18 protein-coding genes are annotated in these 16,875 nt (G+C 35.2%); 7 read left to right on the top strand and 11 right to left on the bottom strand.

Features of this window, described 5'->3' with window-relative positions; translation table 11 throughout:
• Positions 1-38 precede the first annotated feature (38 nt).
• Both MKY70_RS05410 and MKY70_RS05405 read right to left on the bottom strand, forming a co-directional pair.
• Positions 39-2,963 (bottom strand): ATP-binding protein, encoded by a 2,925-nt coding sequence (locus MKY70_RS05410; protein WP_341023584.1) that lies wholly within the window; start codon positions 2,961-2,963, stop codon positions 39-41.
• Entirely contained in the window at positions 2,960-4,201 is a 1,242-nt protein-coding gene (locus MKY70_RS05405) for a metallophosphoesterase family protein (RefSeq protein WP_341026358.1), read from the bottom strand. Before MKY70_RS05405 ends, MKY70_RS05410 begins: the two co-directional genes overlap by 4 nt.
• A gap of 168 nt (positions 4,202-4,369) precedes the next feature.
• On the opposite strand from MKY70_RS05405, the gene MKY70_RS05400 reads away from it, so the two are divergent.
• Positions 4,370-4,555 carry a YhzD family protein gene (locus MKY70_RS05400; RefSeq protein ID WP_000539551.1) on the top strand — a complete coding sequence of 62 codons (186 nt, stop codon included), beginning with the start codon at positions 4,370-4,372 and terminating at the stop codon, positions 4,553-4,555.
• A gap of 26 nt (positions 4,556-4,581) precedes the next feature.
• On the opposite strand, the gene MKY70_RS05395 is transcribed toward MKY70_RS05400, so the two are convergent.
• Entirely contained in the window at positions 4,582-4,944 is a 363-nt protein-coding gene (locus MKY70_RS05395; protein WP_002064091.1) for a hypothetical protein, read from the bottom strand.
• A gap of 152 nt (positions 4,945-5,096) precedes the next feature.
• Between MKY70_RS05395 and MKY70_RS05390 the strand changes: the two genes are divergently transcribed.
• On the top strand, positions 5,097-5,237 hold the full coding sequence (locus tag MKY70_RS05390; RefSeq protein ID WP_000273535.1) for a YflJ family protein: 141 nt from the start codon (positions 5,097-5,099) through the stop codon (positions 5,235-5,237).
• A 40-nt stretch (positions 5,238-5,277) separates the two neighbouring features.
• Here MKY70_RS05390 and MKY70_RS05385 read toward each other — a convergent pair whose 3' ends face one another.
• The 4 genes from MKY70_RS05385 to MKY70_RS05370 all read right to left on the bottom strand — a co-directional run bounded on the left by MKY70_RS05385 (position 5,278) and on the right by MKY70_RS05370 (position 8,266).
• Positions 5,278-5,694, bottom strand: a complete 417-nt coding sequence (locus tag MKY70_RS05385; RefSeq protein WP_002140696.1) for a hypothetical protein — start codon at positions 5,692-5,694, stop codon at positions 5,278-5,280.
• A gap of 122 nt (positions 5,695-5,816) precedes the next feature.
• Positions 5,817-6,251, bottom strand: a complete 435-nt coding sequence (locus MKY70_RS05380; RefSeq protein WP_016101665.1) for a hypothetical protein — start codon at positions 6,249-6,251, stop codon at positions 5,817-5,819.
• Positions 6,252-6,414: 163 nt separating this feature from the next.
• Positions 6,415-7,059 carry a response regulator transcription factor gene (locus tag MKY70_RS05375; RefSeq protein ID WP_341023583.1) on the bottom strand — a complete coding sequence of 215 codons (645 nt, stop codon included), beginning with the start codon at positions 7,057-7,059 and terminating at the stop codon, positions 6,415-6,417.
• Positions 7,049-8,266, bottom strand: a complete 1,218-nt coding sequence (locus MKY70_RS05370; RefSeq protein WP_002087213.1) for a sensor histidine kinase — start codon at positions 8,264-8,266, stop codon at positions 7,049-7,051. Before MKY70_RS05370 ends, MKY70_RS05375 begins: the two co-directional genes overlap by 11 nt.
• Before the next feature lie 361 nt (positions 8,267-8,627).
• Here MKY70_RS05370 and MKY70_RS05365 point away from each other — a divergent pair, with 361 nt between their 5' ends.
• The 3 genes from MKY70_RS05365 to MKY70_RS05355 all read left to right on the top strand — a co-directional run bounded on the left by MKY70_RS05365 (position 8,628) and on the right by MKY70_RS05355 (position 11,720).
• Entirely contained in the window at positions 8,628-9,617 is a 990-nt protein-coding gene (locus MKY70_RS05365; protein ID WP_341023582.1) for a zinc-dependent alcohol dehydrogenase family protein, read from the top strand.
• Between the two features lie 164 nt (positions 9,618-9,781).
• The gene (locus tag MKY70_RS05360; RefSeq protein WP_016093163.1) at positions 9,782-10,462 is read left to right on the top strand and encodes a FadR/GntR family transcriptional regulator; all 681 of its coding nucleotides are present in this window, start codon (positions 9,782-9,784) and stop codon (positions 10,460-10,462) included.
• Between the two features lie 70 nt (positions 10,463-10,532).
• Complete coding sequence (locus MKY70_RS05355) at positions 10,533-11,720, top strand: MFS transporter (protein WP_341026357.1); 1,188 nt, start codon at positions 10,533-10,535, stop codon at positions 11,718-11,720.
• Between the two features lie 119 nt (positions 11,721-11,839).
• Here MKY70_RS05355 and MKY70_RS05350 read toward each other — a convergent pair whose 3' ends face one another.
• The 4 genes from MKY70_RS05350 to MKY70_RS05335 all read right to left on the bottom strand — a co-directional run bounded on the left by MKY70_RS05350 (position 11,840) and on the right by MKY70_RS05335 (position 13,500).
• Positions 11,840-12,151, bottom strand: coding sequence for a YbjQ family protein (locus tag MKY70_RS05350; RefSeq protein WP_000637510.1), 312 nt, complete (start codon positions 12,149-12,151; stop codon positions 11,840-11,842).
• 93 nt (positions 12,152-12,244) lie between these two features.
• Complete coding sequence (locus MKY70_RS05345; protein ID WP_241875472.1) at positions 12,245-12,472, bottom strand: DUF4028 family protein; 228 nt, start codon at positions 12,470-12,472, stop codon at positions 12,245-12,247.
• Positions 12,473-12,792: 320 nt separating this feature from the next.
• Positions 12,793-13,323, bottom strand: a complete 531-nt coding sequence (locus MKY70_RS05340; RefSeq protein ID WP_341023581.1) for a general stress protein — start codon at positions 13,321-13,323, stop codon at positions 12,793-12,795.
• Positions 13,324-13,359: 36 nt separating this feature from the next.
• Positions 13,360-13,500, bottom strand: a complete 141-nt coding sequence (locus MKY70_RS05335; protein WP_201025615.1) for a hypothetical protein — start codon at positions 13,498-13,500, stop codon at positions 13,360-13,362.
• A 222-nt stretch (positions 13,501-13,722) separates the two neighbouring features.
• On the opposite strand from MKY70_RS05335, the gene MKY70_RS05330 reads away from it, so the two are divergent.
• Complete coding sequence (locus MKY70_RS05330; protein WP_002168986.1) at positions 13,723-13,974, top strand: hypothetical protein; 252 nt, start codon at positions 13,723-13,725, stop codon at positions 13,972-13,974.
• A gap of 206 nt (positions 13,975-14,180) precedes the next feature.
• Positions 14,181-16,871, top strand: coding sequence for a response regulator (locus MKY70_RS05325; RefSeq protein WP_341023579.1), 2,691 nt, complete (start codon positions 14,181-14,183; stop codon positions 16,869-16,871).
• The last annotated feature ends 4 nt before the right edge of the window (positions 16,872-16,875 follow it).

Below are 16,875 nucleotides of genomic sequence, written 5' to 3'. Positions count from 1 at the left end.
AATTCCTCCACCAAATCAGTTACTTTTAGTATAGCATACTACAACTCATTTTCTTTACGCTTACGTTTTAATTTTATAATCTCATTTTCTGTAAAATACGTGAGTAGATGCGCATGACATGTAAAGAAGATAACTTGTCTATCTTTCGCAATTTCCTTTATAAGTTCAATCGTTCGATTCGTCCTTACCGCGTCAAAATGTACGAAGCTATCATCAATAATAAATGGATAATCATGCTCAAACGTTTTCGCTAGTGCAAATCGTAACGATAAATATAACTGCTCCGCTGTCGCTTGGCTCAGTTCATGACTGTAAAAACGCACACCATCGTTACGTTCAACAATGAAAGGTTCCGCTTCTGACGGTGAGAATATTTTACTATATCTCCCGCCCGTTAAATAAACGAAATACTCTTCTGATTTTTGTAAAATACGAGGCAGATGCACTTCATGATAATATTGCTTCGTTTTCGTTAACACTGTCTTCGCAGCCGCATAGGCAGCCCATTTCTTCACTTGTTCACGCACTTGTGATTTTTTCATTTCCCACTCATGTAGTAAATCACCATACGTACTGCCTTCTTCTAAATTCGCAATTTCTATTCGATGCTTCGCAATACGCTCTGTCAATTCTTTCTCTTGTGCCAGACAGTTTTGCGCGGTTGTAATTTCTTGCTTTAATTTTTCTTCGTAACCGTCAGCCTCATAATGTTCAGCTAATGACAAACTCGTTAAGCGCTGTTCTAACAGATCAATTTGAGGTAATAAACGCCCCACTTGCTTATCCGCGTCTTCACGTTTCTCTGCCCGCTTACCTGCTTCTAAAAACATCTCTTCATCAGTAGAATCTGCAATATGCCATAAGTTATCTCGTTCTACTAAAAGTTGTTTTAATTGCTCTTGCATGAACTCATATTCTTCTTGCCATTCCACCAGCTTCTCTTTCAGCTGCTTACAAGTTTGGCGCTTCTCTTTTTCATTTTGCATACGACTTTGCGCCTCATGCAAATTCCTATACTCTTTACTACCGATAACAGTTTCTAGTTTATGCTCAAAGTGCGAAATCATTTCATACAATGAAGATTTCCGCTTACTTTGCTTCTCTAAATCACGATATAATTGCTGCATTTTTTCAATACGCTCAAACGCTGGCAACATGTGCGCATACGTATAAAATTCAGGGAACATATAGCGCGTTTTATACGCATCTACTTGTTCTCCCGTACGGAAAGTTTCTCTCTCCCATTCTTCATAAGATGAAACGACTTTATCATAAGCACGTTCCATTTGCTGTAATTTATACGACTCTCGCTCAAATAACTTTCGAATCTCTTCATCTTTTTCTAACTGATAGCGAACCGACATCGCTTCTTCACTTTGACGACCGCCAGCACTTTGCTGAAGAGTAAGAAGCTCTTCTTGTAATCCACCCGAAGGATCTTTATATAAAACGAGTGCAAGGACAATCCCTACAAAAACAATGACACTAATAAATAATAGCGCGCGGTTATCTATAAATAGACTCGTGAATAAAACAAGCGTGTTAATAAGCAGTAACAGAAGACAAATTCTTTGCCACTGTTTTTTCTTTTGCATAGCCGCTCCTGCTTTTTCCTCATACTTGCGCTTCATTCTCTCTGCACCCATACCTAAAAATGCCGCATCCTGAAATGATTTTTCTCTCTCAACTAACGTATTTCGTTCTTCATCAGCTAACATTTGCTGACTTATTTGTCTTATATTTTCTTCTTGCTCTTCTAATTGCTCCTGAGCCGTTTTGAAACGTTCATCAAGCTGCGTTTTTTGCGTTTCTAACTCTCTCGCTTTTTGCACCGTTTGTGTAATTAATTCTTTCGTCGCTAAACTTATATCAAATGAAAGAACAGTCTCTTGTTCAAAAGTAGCGCCAATTTGTTGCTCTAGTTCTGCGATTTCTTCTTTTATATTCGCAATACTTCCCGTCATATCACGCATTTCTTGGCGTGCATTTTCATAAGACATATGCTGCATACGAAGTTCTTCTACGTAACTTTCTTTTTGTAAAAATACTTCATCTATTTCTGTGGAATCAATTTCTGATTGCACTGTTTCTATCTTTTTTTGAAGCGAATCTACTTGTACTTGCAGCGGTTCTATCTTTGCCTTTACCGCCTCATAGCGCGCCATCCCATTTACAGGAAACTGCCCGTTCTCGCTTTTCAACACTTTCTCGTGCGCACTCTTTTCAATAACGAGAGGCTCAAGCGCCGCTAATATTTCATAGTCTTGCTTTCGTCTTTCGGCTGACTCTTTTTCCGCACGAACAGAAGCAAGTTTCTCTTCACTTTCTTTTAACTGCTCGACCTGTTTTTCATACGTGCCAATCTTCCCTTGCCACTCTTTCATCTTTTCCTCAATTTTCTTCATCTCTTGCAGTGACACGTTAATTTCAGGATTACGACCACTCGGCTTAAAGCGCTGATTCATTTCTTTTTCTAACTTTTTATCTAACTGCAATAACGCATCACTTCCGACTGCGCTGGCCGAAAATAAATAATTGCCGATATCCTCTTCGCCGAGCTGATGAATATTTTGCAAACCATGCATATCAAATGAAAAAACAGAATCAAATAAGCTTTCATTCACACCGCTTAATATATCGTTTAAAATATCTTCGCCGCCAGTTTTCCCGCCTTCAAAATAAACGGTCACTTCACCAGCTGCCGTCTTTGGCAATCGTTCAATTTTCAAACGGCCGTACTTTTCTGTTTGAACAGTGACCGCTCCGCCATACTTCCCGCCTTCTTTCGGTTCATAACGGCGCTGTCCTCTCGTCGGAAAACCGAATAAAATACTTTTCATAAACGAGCGAATTGTCGATTTTCCCGCTTCATTTTCACCGTACAACACCGTCAGCATTGACAGATCCATTTCCACATTTTCTAGTTTTCCATAGCCATAAATATGGAGTTTTTCAATTCTCATTTTTTATCCCTCTCTTGCTGGAATAATTGCTCTAAAATAATATTTTCCGCTTCCTTTTGAATCTCTTTCTTCTCTTCTTCCGTAAAAGCTTCAATGCTATTACGTGCTACAGGAGATGTCCAAATGGTGCGCAACACTCCGTCCATATTTGTGAAAGCTTCTAACTCTTTCAGCACATTACCGACGAAATGATTTTCTTCTTTCAAACGTTCAATTTCCGCAAAAGAAACCGTCTCGTTTTTCCACTTCATCGCATACACAAAGTCTTTTCGCTCTTCTCCCGCTGCTAAAATATGAAAAATCTCTTCCACGCGCTTGTCTTCACGTAAATAAGGAGAAAGTGGTCCCTGCCCTATAAATACAACAGTTAAAAGCGTTCCTTCCTCTTCTCTTCTGCATTCATTCATCGCACTTAACGCGCTCGTCATAAGATCATCAACAGTTTCAAGTCCATCGATACTAACTTCAATCTCATCCCACACAACATCCGCAGTATGGAAAAACGAACAATGCGATCCTTGTTTCGTTAACTCGATAAGGTATGCGCCCTTCTCGCCCATTTCCTTACGATGACGACCTTGTATATTACCTGGATAAATAATGTACGGCTCTTCTGATAAAATTTCACGTTTATGTATATGGCCAAGAGCCCAATAATCAAACTGCTTTTCTTTCAGCTCACGAATTTGAAACGGTGCATAGCGATTATGCTCTGCATCCCCTTCCACACTCCCGTGAAGCATTCCAATATGAAAAGGCGCATCACTCATTTTCGTATACTGCACTGTCATATTATCCGTTACCGCTTGCTGCAAATAACTAAACCCATAAATAGACGCTAACAGCTCACCATTTTTATAAAATGACTTCTCTTCTACATAAGGCTCCGTAAACACATGAACATTTTCCGGAAACTCAATTGCTGCCCAGCTTCCTCCTAAATGATCGTGGTTACCGTGAATAATAAAAACGGGAATATCGTACTGCGAAAGTCTCTTCATTTGCTCACGCACAAACACTTGCGCTCTCAAACTTCTCGTCTCCGCATCATACAAATCCCCAGCTAGTAATACGAAATCAACGCGCTCTTGAATCGCTTTATCAACAATACGCTCGAACGATTCAAACGTACTCTGCTTCATTCTCTCCCAAACAGACTGTGATACATTCATTTCCATCCCTTTAAACGGACTATCCAAATGCAAATCAGCCGCATGTATAAACTTCACTTGTTTCACAAATAACGATCCTTTCTTTTTCCGTACTTTACTACGAATAGTAAATCTAGTGCTCATAAAACTTTCCTTTTATTTTACCACGCAATGTCATATATTTCTTTGCATATTCTATTGATTTATGCCAAAATAGTTATAAGATTCTGATTTTAATTATTGGAGGGAATTTTCATGGGAGTATACGTTCTAACAGTCTTTGAAAAAGATGGTTCAAAAGCATTAGACGAATCATTCGAGGCAGCAACTGAAAAAGAAGCGAAAGCAAAAGGTGAATCTATTTTACAAGAAAAAGGATTGTACGAAAAAACACATCGCTGCACATCTTCTGCAGGTAAGCTCGTTTTATTCCAGCGCTAAAAAAAGAAGCGTCATCCGCTTCTTTTTCACTCTACTATATCTTCGTCACACCACGTAAACACCACATCTAGAATGCGATTACCGATACGTACGCGTTTATTCCATTTACCTGTTTGGATCTGATGTTGCAATTCCGCTTTCATCTTTTCCGTCCAGTCGTGAATCGTGTCACTACGGTCGTACGGATATACGCCTGGAAACTCTTCCTGCAGAAGATGCAAGCTCTCTGCATCAAAATGAAAATGGAAGAAGTAGTTTGCTGTAAGCGATGGTTCTTGTAATCGTAAAAAATGATCATCAACTTGCTTTCTATTTCTATAGAAAGTAAAGATATTCACTTTACCGCTCGTAATTTGGTCAATTTGAATTTCGTGCTTCTCTATAATCACGTCTTGCCCACCTCGTTGTATACTATCCTTAGTATATATGTCTTTTGCAACAAAGTTAACCATTTTCGCGCGAAATTCATTTCCTTCATTATATTACCCGTACCTCCAAGTACAATCAGGACAAATAAACAAAGTTGAAGGGGAGCGATCACATGTATTTCGGAAGCAAAGGTTGGTATGTAAAAGAACTTAAAAAATTAGGGATTCGTACTTACGAAGGTAAAAAACTAGAATCTTATCGTACACATATTTTATCTAGTTTACTTGAGAGAATGAAGAAAGCTTCGGCTTAATAGATGTAGGAAGCGACTACGGTTGCTTCCTTTTTATTTACTAAATAAAAAGGAAATCATCATACCTTAACTTTACCGTTATACTTCCTTGATAGAAACCGCCCATTATCAACTGAATCTCTATTACCGAATACTCTTCCAGATAATCATTTGTATATATTTTAAATTCTCCATACTTATTAACCGGTCCGCTTCCAACATACATATCGCCACTCGTTATGACAATTGTTGAATGAGGTTCTGCACGGCCCAATACACAATTATCACCATATTCCACAGAATCTATCGTTATTTTTTGATGCATATTATTAACTGAACCTATACAGTTCTTATTACACAAATTAACATCTCTTTCTTCAGCCCTCGATAGCGCTCGATTCCTACTAGTCTTTTCTGAAGAGAAAGCAACATTCCCCAGCCAACTAAACCTATCAAATGTAGTAATAGGTAGAAACATCTACGTTAACTCCCCCATTCTTCCAATACTTCCATCTCATTTTTTATCAACTACGGTCTTTTAATGAACTTACAGCAATACGTTTTATGTTGGGGTAAAAGAAAACAGCTTTGGTTTTCCATTCAATTTCGCACTGTTAATTTGTACAGAACACATAGAATACTGTTTTTCACCCCAGATGTAATGACAACACCACACAAAAGAAACCACGATCCATTAAATGTAAATCCACCTTCAAATATATTAATAATAATTATGTTGCCAATTATTAAGAGAATCCATGAAATGGAATACTGTTTTCCATTTGTAATATATAAAATTTCATCCTCATAACAGACTGTAATTCCCCCACCTTGCCAAACACCAATAGCAAAAGAAAAAAGCGTAACTGCCAGTAGCTCTGCTTGTAAATCCTTAGTTATTGGTTGCGGCGCCGTATAAGTAATAATCCCTATCATCATGAGAAAAGTTATAATATCTATCCAGTTTATTTTTCTTTGTTTGCTTTGCAGCCAAATAAAGAAAATTAATACAGGAATTAAAAGCAAAGTTTCCATTTAATTATTCTTCTTCCTTTCCTACATTAGAAACGTCTATAATTGTAATGCAATTAGATTGTTCTTAAATCTCTCATACTTTCTGAAGCATAACATGAGAAAGAAATAAAAAAATCGTACAAAAGGGCAAGCCTATAATGTACGATTGGGCATATATAATGTTTTAAAAATGAATTAACTTCCTTTCAATAGATACAGCTACTGCTTCTGACCGTGAATTAACACCTAATTTATTGTATATATTTGTTAAATATGCTTTTACCGTTCGCTCAGCTATTCCCATATCAAATGCAATTTCTTTATTCTTATATCCGCGCGCAATAGCTTTCAGCACAAACAATTCTTTAACCGTTAAGTTATTTTCTGCAACCTTATCAGCATGTACTTCTTTCCTTTTATACTTCACTATCTTTTCCATAATATTTGGTTGTAGTAAAATCTCACCTCGAATAGCCGCTTCCAATGTTCGAAACAAATTCTCACGATCCGTATCTTTTAGCAAATATCCTTTTGCCCCTAACTCAATTCCCTGTAACATTAATTCATCTTCGTTATAAGTAGTTAATATAATAATCGGCGTATGGTTTTGTTTTTCATTCAAAGCCTCAATTGTTTCTAAACCACTCATTTTAGGCATATTCAAATCCATTAAAATGACATCAGGTTTCTTCTTTTCTATGAAAGAAAGGGCTTCTTCTCCGTTTGCAGCCTCACCTATAATTTGAAATGAATCACTCGTTTCTATTATTAATTTCAGACCTTCTCTTACAACGAAATGATCATCTACAATTAATACGTTATGTTTCATGGCTATCTCCTTCTTTATTTATAGGCACTTGAATATACACTTTCGTACCTTTCATCTTTTCACTCAATATATGTATTTCTCCCTTAATCAATCGAACACGCTCATTTAGACCAATTAAACCATAATGTCCAGGATTCTTACCGATATATCTAGTGTCAAAACCAATTCCATTATCTTCAACTTCAATAGTAAGTTTTTCAAGATCATCGATATATTCAACATTTAAATTTACATCTGCTGCCTGTGAATGTTTTGCGATATTCGTTAAACATTCACTAATTACATATAAGCAGTGCTCTTTTACTACGCTTGAAATATACGGTGGACTTTGGATAGTAAATCTCACATGTATAGACGTAGCTTCAGAAAAACGTTGAATCTCTTCTTTTACTGCTCCATTAAATGAATTAGTAGTATGACGCAAATCATCAATAACCAACCTTGCATCATGTAAAGTTTGTCTCGCTCTTATCATAGTTTGTTTCATAATCTCTTGAGATCGTCCTGTATTCCCTTTTTGCATATGGGCATCTATCGCTTCCAATTGCATAATTAAGCTTGCTAAACCTTGCGCTAACGTATCATGTAAATCCCTTGCCATACGCTGCCTTTCATTAGCTAATGTCAATTCTTCCACTCTCATATATGCAGACTCTAACTCTTGAATATAGCTCTGTATACGATTACGTGCATCAAATTGCTGCTTATTAATATAAGAAAAAGGAATAATAATTGCTAACACTAAAAGAAACATAGAGATAAGAATAGCTAATTTATTCACACCATAATTGATACTAATTGCAGCACAAAATATTGCATACATAAGAGTAAAAACTGCCATTACTTTAAATATATTGTTATAAACATATAAACTTTGGGCGATTAAAATAGGAGTTAATCCAACAAAAATCGCTATCGAAGCATTTGTTGCAATAAATGCAGCCAAAAACACAATGAAAAGTTGTACAAAAAAGAAGTACAACAATTGCCTATTTTTTAATGAACTCGCATACCAATGAAAAATAGTATGAATAACAATGACTATTGTAAAGAAAAAACTATCCATAGAGAAAATATTATTACGAAATTCTAAAAGCATTGAAGCTATATATACGAGTGTAACCCATAAAATAATAAACCTTCTTGGAATAAATACCACTTCCAATACATTTGTATCCAAATCTATATTTAAACTTATTTTTTTCATATCTGACCTCCACTATTACATTATACAAGATGCAACTTACATTTTGATAAAGTGAAGGCTTTTACATACAGCCCGACTCCCACAAATAGCGGGATAAGTCACTGATTCCTCTTCATCCTCATTACCAAATACAAATATGAAATATTGTATATCGAAATGCATTGATGTTTATGTAAGATTATTATTCAGCAATCCATACAATGCTACATAATTAATGTATATTTTAAAAGTTTGCACAATCAAAATCTCCTCAAAGTATAAACGACGACTTTCTGTTCCCTTTTATTTAGTGCTAATGAAATAATCATTTAAACCAAAAATGCTATAATTAACCCAATCAAACTAAGGGGGAACGTTTATCTTGCACGGAAAATACATTCAATTTCATAAGTTTGGTAACCCAAAAGATGTATTACAAGTTGAATATAAAAATATAGAACCATTAAAAGATAATGAAGTTTTAGTTCGTATGTTAGTTAGACCGATTAATCCATCTGACTTAATTCCCGTAACCGGAGCGTATGCACATAGAATCCCTTTACCTAACATCCCTGGTTATGAAGGTGTTGGTATTGTAGAAGATGTAGGCGCGGGCGTTACTAGAGATCTTATCGGTAAACGTGTTTTACCTTTACGCGGAGAAGGTACTTGGCAAGAGTTCGTTACAACATCAGCTGATTTTGTAGTTCCTATTCCTGATTCCATCGATGATTTCACAGCGGCACAAATGTATATTAATCCCCTTACGGCGTGGGTCACATGCACAGAAACGCTAAACTTAAAACAAAATGATGTTTTATTAGTGAATGCTTGTGGATCCGCTATTGGGCATCTTTTTGCACAGTTATCACAAATTTTAAACTTCCGATTAATTGCTGTTACGAGAAATAATAAACATACAGAGGAATTACTTCAGCTCGGTGCTGAATATGTAATAGATACTTCCACTGCCCCGCTTTATGAAACAGTTATGGAATTAACAAACGGGATCGGTGCAGATGCTGCGATTGATTCTATTGGGGGACCAGATGGAAATGAATTAGCTTTCTCCTTACGTCCAAATGGGCGCTTTTTAACTATCGGCCTTCTATCAGGTATACAAGTAAACTGGTCAGAGATTGTCACGAAAGCAAAAGTGCACGCGAACATATTTCATTTACGACATTGGAATAAAGAAGTATCACCATATAAATGGCAAGAAACGTTTCGTCACTTAATTCGCTTAGTGGAAAACAAGCAATTACGTTTTATGACGGTACATTCTACATATGACTTAGCGGATGTGAAAACAGCGGTTGATGTCGTGCAGTCTGCTGAGAAAACGAAGGGGAAAGTTTTTTTGACGAGTTAGTAAATGCTATTGAAAGATCTATTTTGATTGATTTTTTCAAAATAGATTTTTTTATGTCTTATAAACCCTATTTTAGTATCCCGGCTTCAACTACCTAAAAAATAACATTGTCAACAGAACTTAAATTGGTTATCATAAAAGCGAATATAACAGGAGATGAGCAGATGAATATAAACGAAAAGAAATCTTTTTCAAAAGTTTCTCGGCGGAAATTAGTCGATGAAGTGTTGGAACGTCTACAAGAGAAAATCTTTTCTGGCGAGTATGAAGTTGGCGATCGCCTCCCTACAGAGCCGCAATTAATGGAAGAGTTAGGAGTAGGACGTTCAACACTGCGAGAAAGCATAAAGATATTAGTACATGCTGGCATATTAGAGGTTCGACAAGGACAAGGTACTCGTATTGTCTCACTCAATACAACGCAAGATTCATTTGAAAAACGACTGCAAGCAGCTAATATTAATCATGTGTATGAAGCAAGAAATATGTTAGATAAAGAAGTAGCGATGTTAGCGGCACAGCGCCGAAGTGAAGAAGATCTTTTATACTTAAAAGGACATTTGAATAAAAGAAAACATGCCCTTCAAGAAGGAAATTATGTAGCATACATAGATGCAGACATTCAGTTTCATCTAGCAATTGCAAAGGCGAGCAAAAACGAAGTTCTACTTGATTTGTATCAATCTTTCGTACCTGCCCTTCGCCACATTTTAAGCCAATTAATATTAAATACAGTGAACTATGAAGATAACTCTGAAATTCATGAAAAATTATTCCAAGCTATTTTAAAACAAAATGCCGAAGAGGCACGAACATACGCCGTTCAAAATTTGGAGCTGAAATAAGCTCCTTATATATTACACTTAAACATCAGATGATATACTCAATAACATCTGATGTTTATGAGAGGAGAAAATCAAATTGAAACATCAAGGACGAACTTATTTGTATATACTAGCACTATTTTTTGTTTCCATTAATTTACGTATCGGAATTACATCTATTTCACCTTTATTAGAAACCATCCGACAAGACTTAAATATAAGCAATTTTTCCGTTAGTTTTTTAACAGCTATTCCTGTTTTTTGTATGGGGACATTCGCCTTACTGACTGGGAAGGTAATTAAAAAATATGGGGCAGAAAAAGCAATTATGGCTTGTCTTATTTTAATTGGCTTTGCTACATGTATGAGGGCTTTTACCTCTTCCATTTCCACATTATTCGCGAGCTCTTTATTTATCGGCATTGGAATTGCACTTGCAGGTCCGTTACTATCAGGTTTTATTAAAGAAAAATTCCCTACGAAAATCGGCTTAATGATTGGAATATATTCAGTAGGTATGGGGACTGGCGCTTCTTTAAGTGCAGGGTTAACGATTCCTTTACAACATGTATTAAAAGACGATTGGAATATGGCACTCGCTTTTTGGGGTGTACTTACTATTATCGCTATTATATTTTGGTATCCGGTTATGAAACGAAAAAAGAATACGAGTACACAAGATAAAAAGAATAATAGTTTACCTTTAAGAAATAAAAAAGCATGGTTGTTTACAATCTTTTTCGGACTACAATCAGGAATCTTTTATTCTATTACTACTTGGCTTGCGCCAGCAAATCAAAGTATGGGTGTCAGTAGCGAACAAGCTGGTACTCTCATAACTGTTTTTACAGTTGTTCAAATGATATGCAGCTTTTTAATTCCAACATTAGCGGATATTTATAAAAACCGAGCACTTTGGTTATTAGGGAGTATATGCTTCGTACTCATAGGTTTATCGCTTATGATTTACCCACTAACTACACCATGGATCCCTTCTATTTTACTAGGTATCGGGCTCGGCGGCGTATTCCCACTCGCTCTCATGCTACCGCTATATGAAACAAAAACCTCAGAAGATGCGAGTGCATGGACTGCTATGATGCAGTCCGGAGGATACATTATCGGTGGATTTATTCCAGTCTTAGCAGGAATCGCTCGTGACTATTTTGATGGTTATACGCAAGTTTTTATTATAATGGCACTTTTAAGCTTAATTTTGTTCATTTTAACTTTAGTCATGAACAAAAAGAAAGTAGAAGCAAAAGATCTTATAGCTTAAATAAAAAGAATGAGCTTTTTCCTAAAGGATCAAGCTCATTCTTTTTACTTCTACTACTTGAAAACAAAAAAAACCCCTTAAAGCATAAGCTTCAAGGGGTGAGCCTGTTTTTTATTTAATTATATACGTACAGCTGTACCACTTACAGCAACCATTAACATTCCATCGCGAACAACTTCATAATCTACGTCAATACCAACGATAGCGTTCGCACCTTTTTGTTTTGCAAGTTCTTTCATTTCATCCATCGCGATATCGCGAGCTTCTTTTAGCTTGCTTTCATAAGAACCAGCACGGCCACCGACAACATCACGAACGGAAGCAAATAAATCACGAACAATATTTGCACCCATAATAGCTTCACCATTTACAATATCAATATACTCAATAATTTCTTTACCTTGGATTCCAGACGTTGTTGTTACAATCATGACTGACACTCTCCTAATAACTTATAGTTTTTTGATTAGCTTTCTTATGTCTTTATTATGACATGAAAAAAGTAACGAATCTATTCAATTACCTTACATGAATGTGACAGTTTTGTAAGAATGAAGCGCTTTAATATTGGGATACACAAATGATTCTCTATTTTCTTTCCAGTCCTTTTCTACTTCTTTAAAGGTTGGTCGCCCTAATTCTTCATTGTTTTCATGTTTACTAAACCATTTCTTCACATACTTCTCTCCATTTTTATTTTGAACCGTACAAAGGAAACTATTACTACTATCCTTTAATATTTTTACAATCACGAAAAGACACCTCTTCCCTTTTCAATAAAGTGAAACTTTAATCAGTGGGGGTTTTGTTCATCCCCCACTGATTATCAGCCCTCACCAATCGGGCTTTTACGGGCAGCCCGACCCCCACCTAACTTCTTTGCTTTCGCTGAATTTTGAGGTGGGGGTCTTACTGCCCACAAATAGCGGGATAACAGAATAGAACTTGATCTTTTACTATAAGCCCTTCCTCTCTTATAGTCATACGACTCCTCGGCCGCGCCAAAGTTGTAAGATCAAAAAACGATATTCACTATGTTTACATTTTGCATAATTGATATGTGAAGTAAATATTATTTAAAGAAATCAGAGTTATAGGCATTATGCTTATCAAATATTTTATAGATTTCTAACTTATCATCTAATTTTGCATCTACTAAAATTAATATATTTCCATCGTAAATGTATTCTTCATATTTCTTAGCATGTTCTTCGGGAATTCCTAATCCGATAAATGCTCCTATTAAACTTCCAGCTCCTCCGCCAATACCGGCTCCTCCAATAGCTGCTGCGATAGGTCCCGCTGCTACGATTGGACCCATTCCAGAAACGGCAAGTATACCAAGACCTGTTAATAAACCACCGATTCCGCCTGCTACTCCTCCTGCCACAAGCCCTGTCGCTGAAAAGATATCCGCTTTATGTGCCGTTTCACTATTCACTTTTTCACCCGATTTTTCTTCCAGATGTTCAATTTCCTTTTGATCCTTCGCAATAGCTGAAATGTTACCCGCCGAGTATCCTTTATCTTTTAATTCATTAATAACGAATGCCGCATCATCAATTGTTCTAAAAATACCTACTATTTTTCTATCTATATTCATAACTATTAACCTCCTAAAGTTTTATATAATGTATCTTTATCTTTCTTCATTTCTGTATACACTAATCTTCTTATTAACATAACCATTTACGAAAAAAGCGAATAGTAAGAGCATTACAAGCGAACTACTTAACAAGTAAATTAAATCAAATGTCATATCAATCATCATTTCATTCATGTATACCAGACTCCTTTTTATTTAAAGTAAAAGTATATTTTTATAGACTAGAAATCTTACAATTCATCTTCAGTCAATCTCTTTGTAGTATATGTATACCCTTCGTAACCCTTTCTAAACGTAAAAAACTATAATTATATTTTTTCTTATTTATATGTTTAACATTTTTTAAAACGGGTATGTTTATATTGTTATGCTTACTATACAGAAAGGAATATTTCGATGAATGCAATCCAATCTACTACTATTCTTTATAATGAAACACCTACAATAAAGCAGATTCATCATTTTTATGCTTTAATGACAACATTTCAAACTAATTTATTTATAAGTAAACACGGAACACTTACTTCTATTAAAAGCTTAAGCACATTAATATCCTTTTTCCTTACTGTAAAAAAGAGAGAGCTTGTATTATTTATCTTTGAAGGAATAGATGCAAAAAAAGCTTTAAGAACACTCTTTCCTTCTTAAAAGTTTTATTATCCCCCTATTCCCTCGATCGTTACTTTTCATATATGTTTTTATATTTCAAAATGATTTCCTCTATTCAAAACGAGACCCCCTAATACAATAGGGGGATTTCTAGTTTGGCCTTATGAAAACTGATATAATATATATTACGTTTTTCATTCTTTACAATAGAAAACTTTTAATAATCTTGAAGGTAGGAATTTTTAATGAAATCGAAAGCAAAATTTAGTATTCGCTACAAAATTATGGCTGGTTATTTAGTTATGATTTTGTTCTTACTTATTTCTTTCATTATGTTAAACAATGAGATTTCCAATTTACAAAAATCTCGTAATTTTATTATTGATCACGATTTTAAAGTTCTTAATTTAACGAATCAAGTGGAGAAAGAATTGCTAACAATTGAAAATAAAGCGAACGGATTTATTACTTCTAATGATGCAAATTACGTGCAATCCCTGAACACTGCGGAAAAGGATTACGAAAAACATTATCAAGATCTTTTGGCTCTATTAGAGGATAACCCCTCTCAGCAAGAAAAATTAAAACAGATTAACGAAAATATTAATAGTTGGATTAATAAAGAGATTCATCCATTCATTACAAATCATGATAGTAATAACATACAAGCAATCGACACGACTCAAATTCAGTCATTACAATCGCAGCTAACTAACTTCCGTGGTGTAGAAGAGCAACTAACGAAAAAAAGAGCTGCACAATTAGATACTGAAAATAATAAATTAGAGATTTGGTTATACAGTTTATTGTTCTTACTTTCTTGTATTTCTATTATCATTTCACTCTATATTTCGAATTCCATTACAAAAACGATTAAAAACGTAATTCAAGCTATTAAATCCATTTCTTCTAAAGAAAAAATTACTGAAAGAATTCATGTAAACACGCGGGATGAAATAAAAGAGCTTGCTCATACAACGAACCACCTACTAGACGAAATATCTAACAGAGAGTGGTTACAAACCGAGCTTGCAGAATTAATTTTAATGTATCAAGGTATACCTTCTATTGAGATGTTAGGTAAAAAAATTCTTAGTGGAGTTATACAAAAAACGCAAACCTCTTGCGGTGCATTCTATGTACGTGAAGAAATTGAAGAAACTGTCTACTATGTAAAGAAAGCTTCTTTCGCTGATCAAGGTGCTGATATTGGAAAACAATCCATTAAAATGGGTGAAGGTTTAATTGGGCAATGTGCTTTAGAAAAACAAAGCTTTATTCTTCGAGAAATACCAGAAGAATTTCGTTATGTCACTAGCGGCTTATTAGAAATACGCCCTCAAAACCTACTAGTCGTCCCAATCTTATTTGAAGATGAAGTGATTGCAGTAATGGAGTTAGTAAGTGTAACTGAGATTTCAGACTTACATCAAGATTTAATTCAACAAACCGTTGATAACCTAGGTCTAACCATCCATAGTATTATGGGACGTATGCGAATTCAAACTCTTTTACATGAATCACAAGCAATGACAGAAGAGTTGCAAGTTCAATCAGAAGAATTGCAAACGCAAGCTGAAGAACTACAAATGCAAGCCGAAGAATTAAGAACAACGAATGAACGACTAGAGTCTAGAACTGAAGAGGCCGAGCAAAAGACAGCTGACTTACAAATTACTAAATCAGAATTAGAAGAAAAAGCAAGTGAAATATTACGTAGCTCAAAATACAAATCAGAATTCCTAGCAAATATGTCACATGAATTACGCACACCATTAAATAGTATTTTACTATTATCTGAAATGTTAAGAGAAAATCATGATAACCATTTATCGGACGATGAAATTGAACTAGCAACCGTAATTCATTCATCGGGGAAAGATTTACTGGCTCTAATTAATGACATACTAGATTTATCTAAAGTAGAAGCTGGGAAACTAGATGTTATTTTTGAAGCAACGAACATAAGTGACATGGCAGCAAATATGCATCAAAACTTTTTACATATAGCTGCACAAAAAAATGTCGAATTTACTATTGAAGACAGTGATATTATTCCTGATTTATTTTATACAGATGCAAAGCGGATTGAGCAAATTATTAAAAATTTATTATCCAATGCATTTAAATTCACGGAAAAAGGATCCGTCTCTTTACATTTCAATCCGATAGAAACAACCAATTTGAGTAATGAAATGCAGTCTATAAGTAATGATTGGATGACAATTTCAGTAAAAGATACTGGTATTGGTATCGCTACAGAACAGCATCAACTTATTTTCGAAGCTTTTCAACAGGCAGATGGAGCAACGATTCGGAAATATGGTGGTACAGGCTTAGGATTATCTATTTGTAAAGAGTTTGCTAGATTATTAGGTGGTTGGATTACGTTAGAGAGTAATGTAGGAGAAGGCAGTACTTTCACCGTATATATCCCTAACCTTCCAAATGGGTTAACTGATATACAAGTATCCAATTTAGAAGTCGCAGCAACGATAGATGACATTATTCCTGCTCAAGTTATGGAGGAAACTATAGTTACTCCAGAAACAAATAACGTCTTCCAAGAGAAAACTATTTTAATTGTCGATGATGATCATCGAAATATATTTGCATTACAAAATGCATTAGAAAAACAACATGCCAACATTATTACTGCACAAAACGGCATAGAGTGTTTAGAAATACTAAAAAGCAATACAAATATTGACCTTATTTTAATGGATATTATGATGCCGAATATGGACGGTTATGAAACGATGGAACATATCCGAATGAATTTAGGGTTACATGAAATACCTATTATCGCATTAACTGCTAAAGCAATGCCAAATGATAAGGAAAAATGTTTATCTGCTGGCGCTTCAGATTATATAAGTAAACCATTAAATTTACATCAACTCTATTCGGTAATGAGTGTATGGTTAATAAAATAAGTGA

Source organism: Bacillus sp. FSL R9-9492, from assembly GCF_038007365.1.
In the GTDB taxonomy this organism is placed as follows: domain Bacteria; phylum Bacillota; class Bacilli; order Bacillales; family Bacillaceae_G; genus Bacillus_A; species Bacillus_A mycoides.
The sequence above is the reverse complement of the archived record's forward strand: the minus strand, read 5'-3'. Positions and strand labels throughout refer to the sequence as shown.

Excerpts from the sequence above, each read along its gene's own strand:
- MKY70_RS05410 (WP_341023584.1), bottom strand. The coding sequence starts at position 2,963 with ATGAGAATTGAAAAACTCCATATTTATGGCTATGGAAAACTAGAAAAT.
- MKY70_RS05400 (WP_000539551.1), top strand. The coding sequence starts at position 4,370 with ATGGGAGTATACGTTCTAACAGTCTTTGAAAAAGATGGTTCAAAAGCA.
- MKY70_RS05390 (WP_000273535.1), top strand. The coding sequence starts at position 5,097 with ATGTATTTCGGAAGCAAAGGTTGGTATGTAAAAGAACTTAAAAAATTA.
- MKY70_RS05385 (WP_002140696.1), bottom strand. The coding sequence starts at position 5,694 with ATGTTTCTACCTATTACTACATTTGATAGGTTTAGTTGGCTGGGGAAT.
- MKY70_RS05380 (WP_016101665.1), bottom strand. The coding sequence starts at position 6,251 with ATGGAAACTTTGCTTTTAATTCCTGTATTAATTTTCTTTATTTGGCTG.
- MKY70_RS05375 (WP_341023583.1), bottom strand. The coding sequence starts at position 7,059 with ATGAAACATAACGTATTAATTGTAGATGATCATTTCGTTGTAAGAGAA.
- MKY70_RS05370 (WP_002087213.1), bottom strand. The coding sequence starts at position 8,266 with ATGAAAAAAATAAGTTTAAATATAGATTTGGATACAAATGTATTGGAA.
- MKY70_RS05360 (WP_016093163.1), top strand. The coding sequence starts at position 9,782 with ATGAATATAAACGAAAAGAAATCTTTTTCAAAAGTTTCTCGGCGGAAA.
- MKY70_RS05350 (WP_000637510.1), bottom strand. The coding sequence starts at position 12,151 with ATGATTGTAACAACAACGTCTGGAATCCAAGGTAAAGAAATTATTGAG.
- MKY70_RS05340 (WP_341023581.1), bottom strand. The coding sequence starts at position 13,323 with ATGAATATAGATAGAAAAATAGTAGGTATTTTTAGAACAATTGATGAT.
- MKY70_RS05335 (WP_201025615.1), bottom strand. The coding sequence starts at position 13,500 with ATGAATGAAATGATGATTGATATGACATTTGATTTAATTTACTTGTTA.
- MKY70_RS05330 (WP_002168986.1), top strand. The coding sequence starts at position 13,723 with ATGAATGCAATCCAATCTACTACTATTCTTTATAATGAAACACCTACA.
- MKY70_RS05325 (WP_341023579.1), top strand. The coding sequence starts at position 14,181 with ATGAAATCGAAAGCAAAATTTAGTATTCGCTACAAAATTATGGCTGGT.